10 protein-coding genes, 1 pseudogene and 1 riboswitch are annotated in these 11,348 nt (G+C 40.1%); of the genes and pseudogenes, 5 read left to right on the top strand and 6 right to left on the bottom strand.

What is annotated here, in order from left to right:
• Positions 1-108: 108 nt before the first annotated feature.
• Positions 109-822: a demethylmenaquinone methyltransferase gene (locus WDC_RS02500; RefSeq protein WP_044010240.1), complete on the bottom strand. Its 714-nt coding sequence runs from the start codon at positions 820-822 to the stop codon at positions 109-111.
• 149 nt (positions 823-971) lie between these two features.
• On the opposite strand from WDC_RS02500, the gene WDC_RS02495 reads away from it, so the two are divergent.
• Positions 972-2,153 carry an MFS transporter gene (locus WDC_RS02495; protein ID WP_044010239.1) on the top strand — a complete coding sequence of 394 codons (1,182 nt, stop codon included), beginning with the start codon at positions 972-974 and terminating at the stop codon, positions 2,151-2,153.
• Between the two features lie 186 nt (positions 2,154-2,339).
• Positions 2,340-3,725: a Na+/H+ antiporter NhaC family protein gene (locus tag WDC_RS02490; protein WP_044010238.1), complete on the top strand. Its 1,386-nt coding sequence runs from the start codon at positions 2,340-2,342 to the stop codon at positions 3,723-3,725.
• Positions 3,726-3,763: 38 nt separating this feature from the next.
• On the opposite strand, the gene WDC_RS02485 is transcribed toward WDC_RS02490, so the two are convergent.
• A complete protein-coding gene (locus WDC_RS02485; protein WP_044010259.1) occupies positions 3,764-5,077 on the bottom strand; it encodes a nucleobase:cation symporter-2 family protein in 1,314 nt (437 codons plus the stop codon).
• 126 nt (positions 5,078-5,203) lie between these two features.
• Positions 5,204-5,302, bottom strand: a riboswitch (purine riboswitch).
• Positions 5,303-5,405: 103 nt separating this feature from the next.
• On the opposite strand from WDC_RS02485, the gene WDC_RS02480 reads away from it, so the two are divergent.
• Positions 5,406-5,915 (top strand): O-acetyl-ADP-ribose deacetylase, encoded by a 510-nt coding sequence (locus WDC_RS02480; protein WP_044010237.1) that lies wholly within the window; start codon positions 5,406-5,408, stop codon positions 5,913-5,915.
• A gap of 268 nt (positions 5,916-6,183) precedes the next feature.
• Here the strand turns inward: WDC_RS02480 and WDC_RS02475 are convergent, their stop codons facing one another.
• Positions 6,184-7,035 carry a PfkB family carbohydrate kinase gene (locus WDC_RS02475; RefSeq protein WP_044010236.1) on the bottom strand — a complete coding sequence of 284 codons (852 nt, stop codon included), beginning with the start codon at positions 7,033-7,035 and terminating at the stop codon, positions 6,184-6,186.
• 26 nt (positions 7,036-7,061) lie between these two features.
• Positions 7,062-7,553 (bottom strand): ECF transporter S component, encoded by a 492-nt coding sequence (locus tag WDC_RS02470; RefSeq protein ID WP_044010235.1) that lies wholly within the window; start codon positions 7,551-7,553, stop codon positions 7,062-7,064.
• 228 nt (positions 7,554-7,781) lie between these two features.
• On the opposite strand from WDC_RS02470, the gene WDC_RS02465 reads away from it, so the two are divergent.
• Positions 7,782-7,982, top strand: a complete 201-nt coding sequence (locus WDC_RS02465) for a CsbD family protein (protein WP_044010234.1) — start codon at positions 7,782-7,784, stop codon at positions 7,980-7,982.
• Between the two features lie 151 nt (positions 7,983-8,133).
• Positions 8,134-9,329, top strand: a pseudogene (locus WDC_RS02460) (MFS transporter).
• A 10-nt stretch (positions 9,330-9,339) separates the two neighbouring features.
• On the opposite strand, the gene pnuC reads toward WDC_RS02460, so the two are convergent.
• Together pnuC and WDC_RS02450 are read right to left on the bottom strand one after the other, a co-directional pair.
• Positions 9,340-10,116: a nicotinamide riboside transporter PnuC gene (pnuC, locus tag WDC_RS02455; protein ID WP_044010233.1), complete on the bottom strand. Its 777-nt coding sequence runs from the start codon at positions 10,114-10,116 to the stop codon at positions 9,340-9,342.
• Positions 10,117-10,462: 346 nt separating this feature from the next.
• Positions 10,463-11,281, bottom strand: a complete 819-nt coding sequence (locus WDC_RS02450) for an alpha/beta fold hydrolase (RefSeq protein ID WP_044010232.1) — start codon at positions 11,279-11,281, stop codon at positions 10,463-10,465.
• Positions 11,282-11,348: the final 67 nt, after the last annotated feature.

Here is an 11,348-nt window from a genome sequence, read left to right as displayed (position 1 = left end):
GAATAGGACCCAATACACACTTATGGCGTATTGGGCCCTATTTGCAGCTGAGCGAAGACTTTACACTTGTGTCCTTATTAAAATATCGCAATTAATTTTCATCCATGTTTATTCTAACGATTTAAAGCCCGTGTGAATTGCTGCTGCTCCAAGCATAATTCTGCGATAAAAAACCTGTTTTAGTCCCACTTGCCAAAACATTGAAGCTAGTTGGTTGTAGTTGACAAAATTATGGGTAGAATCGGTCAGATAGGTGTATTCTTGCTTTTCGTTGACTAGTACTTTTCCTAGTAGCGGAACTAGGTGACCAAAATACAATTCCCATCCTTGTCGAATCACTGGCGCAGTTGGCTGGGAGGTTTCTAAGCAGATTAACTGGCCACCAGGCTTCAAGACCCGCACCATTTCTTGCAGTGTCTTGAGTGCATCGGCAACGTTGCGCAGCCCGAAACCAATTGTCACAATGTCAAATTGATCGTTTTCAAACGGCAATTTCATTGCATCACCTTGTAACAGAGTGATTTTAGAATTTAATTGTTGTGCAGCAATTTTATCTTGTGCGACAGCTAGCATGCTATTGCTAAAATCAAGGCCAGTAACATGACCGGTTTGATTGATTTGTTGAGCTAATGCAATTGTCCAGTCGCCAGTACCACAGCACACATCTAAAACATGACTATTTGGTCGTAATTTAAGCAGGTTAGTGGCGTGCTGGCGCCAGCTGTGGTGAGTACCGAGGCTGATAATTGAATTCATTTTATCGTAGCTGGGGGCAATTTTTTGAAAAATAGAATGAACCTGTGCCGATTTTTGTTTGCTCAATTTAATTAGCTCCTTCGATGATAGTTAGTGCACATTATACTCCATCAATTGCTTAAGTTGCGGTAATAGTTGCAATCTTGATTTGACTTTATCCCGCGGATACTGGACAATTGAGGTGATAGAGTAATACTAATAATAGGTGGGATATCATGCAAATAAGGTTGAAATGGCTTTGCATTTTGGCTTTTTTGAACAACGTTGGTTACAGCTGCGTTTGGCCGTTGACCACAATCTACATGCACAACAAGCTTCATGAATCACTAGTAACAGTCGGGATCGTGTTATTATTTTATTCACTGTCAAATGTTTTGGGGGCCTATTTGTCGGGTGTGTTATTTGATAAAATGAACACTTTCCATTTGAACGTGATTGGCCAAGTGATTACATTAGTGACAATCATTATGTTGATTTTCCTCAATGGTTGGCCAGCTTATCCAATTTTACTTTGTTTCTTTGGCTTTGGAACAGGCTGGATTTTAACCATCATCAACGCATTAGCCACAAAAATCAGAAAATATGACAGCGTGCAGGTCTTTAACATGTTGTATTTGGTTGAAAATGTGGGGTTAGTCGTTGGTGCAGCAATCACTGGGTTACTATATAATATCGGCATTTCTGTTTTATTTATGACGATTAGTGTATTGTATGTAATTAGTTCAGTGATTGTTTTAACGGTCTTCAAAAAAATTAATATCATTAACCAAAAGCGCACCAAGAGTGGCAAAGTTAAACATAAAAATATGAATCATGCGAATTATGTTCTTATTTTTTCCCTGTTATTTGGGTTGGTTATTATTTGGATTATGTACGAGCAATGGATGAGTAATCTTTCAATTTATATGCTACAGTTAGGCATTTCAACGGAAAAGTATAGTTTATTGTGGACTCTAAATGGTGTTTTAATTGTGGTTTTCCAACTGGCCGTTGGCTTTGTTGGTCGGTTTGTCAATACGCTGTATTTCCAAATCTGTTTTGGGACGTTTGCGCTGTCTGTCTCATTCATTATCTTGATGCACGCCACGCAGTACCAAAATTTCGTGAGTGCAATGATTGTGTTAACACTGGGCGAGGCACTGGTTGTCCCTGCAATCCCAGCAATTGTAAATCAGTTGTCGTCATATAGTGCAAAGGGTAAATATCAAGGATATGTCAATGCATTTTCATCGCTAGGCCGGGCGTTAGGACCGCTTGCCGGTGGTTTAATCATTGAAAGTATCAGTTATAGTGCACTTTTTGAAATTGGAACGGTGACCAACTTTGTCTTGTTCGTTGCTTATGTCATTTTGATTATGGTTAATCGAAAACGAGTCAATAAATTTATTGACGGGTAAAGACTAAGACTTAATAACTGTCGTCATTTACGTTTTTTACGTGAGTGGCGGCATTTTTTGTTTGGTAATTTAATTTAAGTGATCCTGATTAGAATCAGATTATATTTCAATTAACTTAATTGACTTTGACCCTCGGATCATCAACACTTGAGTAGGATGAATCAGGTTCGATGAAGAGGTGCAATAATGAAATTAAAAGCAACACAGCCAATGCGCTTATGGGAAAGTATTGGCATCATGGTGTTCATGTTTCTCGTGTTAGGAATTTTAATTATCAAATATCAAATGGCACCACAAATACCATTATTACTGGTGTTCACTGCACTACTGTTCTATGGCTATTTACGACACTTTAGTTGGGACGACATGTTTGCTGGAGTGGTCGAAGGAATTACGCCGGGAATTATTCCAATTATGATTTTTTTGCTGATTGGTTTGTTGGTGGCAACCTGGTTGGCGACGGGAACGATCGCTACCATCATGGTCATCGGTATTCAGATTCTGTCGGTCCGTTTCTTTTTGCCACTCGCTTTTATAATTTGTGGGTTAGTTGGCATGACCATTGGCAGCGCCTTTACTACTATTTCCACCATTGGAATTGCATTGCTTGGCATTGGTCATATTTTTGGGTTTTCTGCACCGTTAACTGCGGGTGCGATTGTTTCGGGCGCCTTTTTTGGTAATAATATGTCACCACTGTCGGATACATCTAATTTAACTACTAGTATTGCTGGTGTTAACCTCTATCAACATTTAAAAAATATGGCGTACACTGCAGTACCGGCGGCATTTATTACGATCTTGATTTATTTATTTGCTGGTGTACCAAGTGGTGCGACCAACCCTGATAAAATTATGACCATGAGTAAAGCATTGAGTAATAATTTTCAGGTAAGCGCCTGGCTACTGTTGCCAATGATGATGGTTCTGTTCCTTGCGTGGATTAAAGTACCGGCGATTCCCACTTTGCTGGCTGGCTCATTAACTGCAATGATCATCTTTATCATCGGTCATCCGCATTTTGGACTCGGCAAAATCGGGACGATGTTGATGAATGGGTACCACGCGCATTTTGGTGATGCAACCGATGTGATCATGTCTGGTGGCGGAATTAATGGTATGTTAAGTTCGATTTCATTAATCATCTGTGCCCTTGCGCTGGGTGGCTTATTGATCAAAATGGGCGTGGTTAACACGCTTATAAATAGTATTATGAGTTTAGTTAGCCGTCCTGGTAATTTAATTTTAATGACATCGCTTAGTGGTATTGGCGTAAATCTGTTAGTAGGTGAGCAGTATTTATCAATTATTTTACCTGGGTCTGCATTTAAGCAGGCATATCAAGAACCAAACATTGACCTGAAATATTTGTCGCGCACGTTAGCGACTGGCGGGGCCGATATCAACGCTCTGGTGCCATGGGGTGTTAGCGGTATTTTTATTGCAGGTACGTTAGGAGTTAATCCGTTTCAATATATTCCACTAGCATTTTATCCATACTTAAATCCATTAATTACAATCATTTTAGGCTACACGTTTGTTACTTGGAAATATCGGGGACGTGTGAAATAAAAAATCGTGAATTGCATAATTGCAACTCACGATTTTTGCTACTTATTTGCTGCTGAATGACGATTCAAAATTAAGTTCAAGACAACTGCAGTCACACTACCAACGACTACGCCATTACTTAACATAATTTGTAATTCCGTGGGCAGGTGTTGGAAAATTTGAGGATAAACTGTAACCCCTAACCCCAAGCCAATTGACATTGAGGCAACCAGTAGATTACTATTTTTGTTAAAGTCGACTTTTTTCAAAATTTGAATTCCTTGCAAACCGACCATACCGAACATAACGATCATGGCGCCGCCTAGCACTGCAGTTGGGATTACGGTTGCCAAAGCACCAACTTTTGGTAATAAACCTAAGAAAATTAAGAAAACAGCGGCGAAGTAAACCGGTTTGCGTGTTTTAACACCAGATAATTTCAAGACACCGACATTCTGTGAAAAAGTGGAGTACGGGAATGTGTTGAAAATGCCGCCTAACATCGCCGCAATTCCTTCAGCACGGTAACCGCGTTTTAAATCTTCATTATTTAATTTTTGGCCGGTGACTTCACTTAAGGCAAAGAAGACGCCGGTTGACTCGACCATGGTGGTTAATGAAATTAAAATCATGGTGATAATAGAGGATGCGTTGAAACTGGGAACGCCAAAGTAAAATAGTTGTGGTAAATGAAACCATGTAGCAGCTGAAACTGGTTGCAGTGAAACCAACCCGGCTGCACCTGCAAGCAAGGAACCTGCTAAAATACCAATTAAGATGGCAATTGAGCGAATAAATCCTTTGGCGAAGGCGTTAATTGCTAGGATAATAATAATGGTGATGAATCCAATTGCTAAGTTAGGCAAACTGCCAAAGGCTTTCGCCGTTGCATCACCGCCACCTAAATTTTGAAAGCCAACCGGGACTAATGTAAAACCAATGACGGTAATTAATGAACCAGTGACCACCGGTGGGAATAAATTCTGAATTTTGGCAAATAGTCCTGCGATTAAAAAGACGAATAATCCGGCGCAGATAATAGCGCCATACATATACGTAATGCCCAATGTGCCACCAATTGATTGCAGCGGTGCTACGGCTTGCACAGCACAACCTAAAACTACTGGTAGACCAATTCCAGTTAATGCGGTTTTACGTAGTTGGAGTAAAGTTGCAATACCACACATGAAGATATCAATTGAAACTAGATAAGTCATTTGGGCTGCTGTAAAGTGCAGGGCACCACCGATTAATAACGGTACTAGGACGTCACCAGAATACATTGCTAATAAGTGTTGTAATCCTAAAATGGCCGCTTTCCAGTTTGAAACCTCGGGCTCTGTTCGACTAGTTGTGGTTGAAAATGAATCCAGTGTGTTTGCAGCTTTCAAAAATGTTCCTCCTACTGCAACTGCTATAATATAGATACGGTGATGGCAAGGACGAGTTTTCAACTATGCAACTAAAAAAGCTCCTTTTGCATAGGCAAAAAGAGCTAGTGATTCACTCAGTTTGCTTATAGTCCAAAGTTTACGGCTTTGGGTAGAAACTCGCCGACCATATCACGGCATTATATAGGCAATTACGATTTATTTGTAGTTGCATGATACCATCACTATGAAAATCATACAACCCGTTTTCATCAAACTCTAATTAAAAGTCAATTCGGATTATAATGAAAGGTAAATGGAGGTAATCAGCATGGGGACAATTAAAATAATTCAAGGAGATATTACGAAAATTACCGTGGATGCCATTGTCAATGCCTCCAACACAACATTATTAGGTGGTGGCGGCGTCGATGGTGCTATTCATCGCGCTGCTGGACCGCAATTATTGGCAGAATGCCGGAAGCTTAACGGTTGCCCGACCGGCGAAGCCAAAATTACTGGCGGGTATAATTTGCCGGCCAAATATGTGATTCACACCCCAGGTCCAATTTGGCGTGGTGGGGACCACAGTGAGGTGCAATTATTGCAGAATTCGTATCGTAACAGTTTGCAATTGGCGGCTGAAAATAACTGCACCACAGTAGCATTTCCATCGATCAGCACGGGAGTTTACCATTTTCCACTGGACCAGGCAGCACAAATTGCGGTGACCACAATTAAAAGATTTTTGCAGCAGCCATCAAGCATTCAAACGGTGACGATGGTGTGCTTTGATAAGCTAACGTACAAGAGTGTGAGCGAGGCCGTTAAGATACCGTAGGCTAAGATAACAGCGACCATTGATAAACTCGACTTTTGAGTTTATTGATGGTCGCTGTTGTCTTAGCCCTAGGTATCTGGCCGAGAAAAAACAGTTTAAATTAGAAACTGAGTGCGACTAACTGCGCTTAAAAAGCTGGGAGTATAACAAAACTGGAGTAGCATGGTTCAAAGGACGAACCATACTGCTCCAATGATCGTTGTACGCAAGTTTGTATGATGCCACATTAAAATAAAAACGGCAAAGAAAAATTGTTTTTCTCTTGCCGTTAGCTAGTTAAGGCGCCAGTCCGTACATAATTTGCCAACGCCACCAATAGCTGCGATAAATCAATCCCAAAGCGTCGCTTCAGCGAAGATTTTTCAGTTGTCTGCAAGGCTAAAAAGGTGCCATTAGTAGCTAGCTTAATGGCTGCATTTAACGGTTCTTGCCGATTAAGAAACCCAGTTAATAGTGCGGCAAATACGTCACCACTACCATAAAAATGACCGGCCAAACTTTGATGGCCATAAAAATTAACGTCACCATTTTCTAACCAGGTACAACCCAATTGATTATCCACTGCCACCCCGGTAATAATTGCGTGACCGCCGGCCGGCATTTCATTTTCTAACGCCAGCAAGAGGCTTTTTTTATCAGCCTTTGTCGGGAAATCGCTGACGGTAATGCCAGTCAGTAATTGAGCCTCAGTAATATTGGGGACGGTAATGCGAGCATGTGATAGTAGTCGCTGCATCGTTTGTGGATAATTGCTAGGTAAACCTGGGTAGAGTAGTCGATGGTCGCCCATGACAGGATCCAACACGATCGTCGGTAGCATCTTATTTTCAACAAAGCCGGTTAGTTGGTCAACCAATTGTTCATTGCCGAGGTAACCGATTAGACCATCACCGAAGTGAATGCCCTCGTGGCGCCAATGTTGGACAGTTTGTTCAATCCACGGACTTAGGCCTTGCCGGATGGGCTGATGAAAGCCTTCTGTTTGAGTCGACAATAAGACCGTTGGCAACAATGAAATTCGAATTCCTAATGAGCTGAGAATGGGGATGGCAACTTTCATTGAAATGGTACCAACGGCGGATAAATCTTGTGCTATTAGGACTGGGGATGTCGATTGCATAACACTGCTCTCACTTTCTAATAGTGTTAACGATTGATGTATTTACGCAGGCGAATGGATAGTGGCCATGCAATTACTGCACCGACCAGCCCTTGTAATAGATTCATTGGCACACCCAGTAATCCAGGAGTTAATGAATATAAAATAGTGTCAGAAATAAAGTAGCCACCTACCATGACAATTATACCAATAAATAACGCGAAAAATTGCATTTTACGAGTTGCTTGATAGCCTAACCAGCCCGCAATTAAGCCTTCCAAACCGTGAACTACTAGCGAAAAAAGCATATATTGCGAGTAACCAGAAATTAAATCTAGCAAAAAGCCACTAAGTCCCCCCACAATTAAGCCGTCGCGACGACCAAAGAGGAGTGCGGCCATGAAAATACCAGCGTCACACAGGTTAACATTACCATGGGTCATTGGCACTGGAATAATGAAAAAACGCGAAATTACTACCGTGGCAGCAACAAACATTGCTGGAATAATGAGTTGTCTAACTGAACGATTAGTCTGCATATTACAGCCTCCCTTAAGATGGACAATATTCTTACTGAGTATCATCAAGTTTCATTATAGCCAATTTCCATGGCTGTGCATCATCTATTTGGTAAAAGTATTAAAATGATTAATTTTTGGCTGCTGAAAATAAGGCAAGTCACTGCATATTTCTTTACACACAATTATCATTCTGATAAGATTAAAGTTAAGGATACTGTTACTGATTTAATCAAAGGAGGGCGACAAATGTCATTAGGTAATAAAAGCGATCAGTTAAAAGGTAAGCTCAAGGAAACTGAAGGCAAACTCACCGGCGATAAAGCACGCGAGGCCCAAGGGAAAAGCGAAAAATTAGCAGGTAAGGCTAAAGAAAAAATCGATCAGGCCAAAGAATCTGCTGAAAAAAAGCTGAATGACAACAAGGATGAATTAGACCATAAAGCATAGTATTATAACTAGCAGTAACCCCATTATTATTAGTAATCACTCTAATAATAATGGGGTTGTTTTATGGCTAAAACTATATCAATTATCATTATCTTTGATTAGATAAAGTAGTAGGATAGTTATATAGTTAGTTTCTGGAGGAATTGAATTAATGAAAAAGTATCGATTACAGGCAATAGTGCTTGTATTAGTCGCGTTTATGCTTGGTTGTAATGAGTTTATTATGGTGGGAATCATTTCTGAGCACGTCAATTTAGTGTCAGTTTGGCTACTGTTGGTTATTTAGTGACCATTTTTGCGACGGTGTATGCCGTTAGTACACCGATTATTACAATTTATTCCAGTCGCTTTAACCGGTATAAAACTTTAATCGTTTTGATGGTTATTTTTTTAGTGGGGAATACATTTACGGGTTTAGCGCCCAATTACGTTAGTCTGGTAATTTCACGAATTATGACTGCTTGTGTTGCCGGGGTCATTATTTCGTTAGTGATGACGTTTGCGACAATGATTGCGCCGCGAGAAAAACGAACCGCACTAGTGTCGTGGATTTTTTCAGGTTTTAGTATTGCATCAGTGTTTGGAGTACCCATTGGCACGGCGATTAGTACAAGATTTGGTTGGCGTTATGCGTTTTTACTGGTCAGTGTTGTCAGTGTTATTACGCTGGTATTTTTGTGTGTTTTACTGCCCAAGGATAGTAAGGCAGTGCAAAGTTCGCTTGGCAATCAACTGTCGTTATTAAAGGATGCACGAATCTATTTAGGAATTGCCTTAGTGCTATTTGGTGCTGCAACGATGTACTCGTACTATACGTATATCCGACCATTGTTAACGACCGAATTAGGATTTAACCTAAATAATCTTAATTGGTTATTATTCTTGATTGGGATCATGAATATTATCAGTAATCAAATTTCTGGCGTACTTGCCGCGCTGGCTGGTTTAAAAGCCATGCCGCTGGTTTTTATTGCAGAAGTTGTATTATTAATACTATTGCCATTTAGCTTAGGGGTAAAGTTAGTGGGGCTCGTGCTCTTGCTCTTGCTTACTTTGACAACATCCCTGTTGAATTCACCAATTCAAATTCACTTTTTAAGTGTAGCTGAACGTGATTATCCGCAATCGTTACTGTTAGCGTCGTCGCTAAACTCAATTTTCTTTAATTTTGGTATTTCAATTGGTTCGGCGACAGCTTCGTCATTGGTTCATTCGGTGGGAGTTGCCAATATTAGTTTTGGCGGCGCCTTCTATGCCGTAATTGCATTGATTTTGGTGTTGTTGCTCAATCGATCAATTGCCAACCGGCAACAAGCAAACGGAAACGACAAAAAAATCTCCGATTAGGAGATTTTTTTTAATGTGCGGAAACAGTTGTTTTACTTTGTTGTAATTTCATTGAAGCAGCATAATCTTCTTCTTGTGACACCACACGGGCACGTTCTTTTTTGTTATACCAAGGGGAAATGGTGAATGCTAAGACATCATTAATTAAGTAGATTGAACTGTTAATAAACATTGCTAATGTGGCCGAACCTTGCCGGAACGAAACAAACCACAATACCATTTGTGCTAAGCCAGATGCGACCCACCAGAAATACTGATTGTTGAAACGTAGGAAGCAAATGACACCAGCAGTTAAACTGATTGAGAAACTGATGGCATCGATCCATGGACGAGGATCATCAGTTAAAATTTTAATTAAATAGCCAGAAATACCATACACAATGACTGTTGCAATGATCGCAATTGTCCAACTATTGGCAGTAAATTTACGAATCTTGGCAGCCATGTTGACGTTCCAATTAGCACTGATTAAGACAGGAATATCAAGTGTGAGTACGTAGGCCAACTGTTCAGCCATACTGAGATAGTTTTTTGCAGCGAAGCCGGTCACGATAAAACAGATAGCTGATAAAACACCAAGCCAGCCATTAACGGATTTAGCGGCATTAATGGCAAGCACGCAGAGTACTCCTAAAGTGGTACCAACGAAAGTTAGTACTGTTAAAGGTGTAATTGGTGAGCCCACTAATGTCATGACCTGGCAACCGAGGCTAAAGAAAAATAGGTAGTAATTTTGTTGTGGCCAACCTTTTAGCTGGTGTGATAAAAATTTAAAGTAATTAGTCAATGTGTTTCCCCTCTCAAATAAACATTAACCACAATATGTGGTGGTTAATATGTAATTGTATGAAATTAAACACAACATGTTGTGTATCTTTTTGTTCGCGACGTGTTTCAGTATAGCACTGTTTTTTAGTCTAGAAGCAATCATTTTAAAATTAATTGGCAGTAATCATTTGATTAATTAAACCGATAACCAATTTGGCGGTAACTAAAACGGCTTGCCAGATTAATAAAAAATCTCCGCAAAATTTTCAACCAATTTTTGCGGAGATTTTATAAAGTGATTATTCTAATTAGAGGACAAGTAAAGCTGTAATATCAAACTTTACTACGATTTATCAAGCAATAAATTACTTCCATTTAGCGACAGAATTTAGAAATTCATCCAAGGCAGCCTCAAATTGCTGGGGATCTTCATATTCCATTCCATGACCAACATCTTTTAAAATAACTGCGGATCCATTTTTCATCAGGTTAGCTGCTAAGGTAGCGTGTTCGCTAGGCCAAAATGGACTATGGTCTGCGGCCATAAATAGGGTCGGAATTGTAACGTTTTCTAAAATACCCCGCCAGTCTGCCCAAGCATGTGATAGTAACAGCGGTTTGGTCAGTTGTAATGTGTACTTTGAGTCGTCAGTTTGTGCTGCGACAGTTTTCATAATTTGTAGTAGCTCGGGAGTCGGTGTTTTATAAAATGGACTTGCCAATGGATTATCAAAGTATGTTCCCATATTAGCCATATTTAGGTCGTACATTCCGGCGTGCCAATCTTGAGCATTAACCATTTTTGGAGTTTGGTCAACATTGACAAAGGCTTTTAAGTTGGTATCCCCAAATAGTGCCAGGTAGGCCATCACGGTGGAACCGCCCATTGAATGACCAACCACGATTGGCTGAATTAAATTAAGATATGTAATTAGATCATGTAAATCTTGGCCTTGGCGAAAGATTGTTTTGTTATGTAGAGGTGAAATTGTATTGCCATTAAAGCGTCTTTCTAAACCGATGACGCGATATTTAGATTGATAATGACGAACTTGCGGTAACCATGTTTGAGCACTAGCTCGGTAGCCGGCAATAAAGATAATTGGTTGTCCTTCGCCAGTGTCAAAGTACTCAAGTTGAGCGCCGTCAGAAGTCTTAAATTGGTGCATTGGTAATAAATCCATAAAATCCCTTCTTTCATTAAATTAACCGAATTTTACAAGTGATAAAAGTAGTTGTCAATGTTATATT

The sequence above is a fragment of the Paucilactobacillus wasatchensis genome, from assembly GCF_000876205.1.
Taxonomy (GTDB): Bacteria; Bacillota; Bacilli; order Lactobacillales; family Lactobacillaceae; genus Paucilactobacillus; species Paucilactobacillus wasatchensis.
This window is presented reverse-complemented; position numbering and strand designations above follow the sequence as displayed.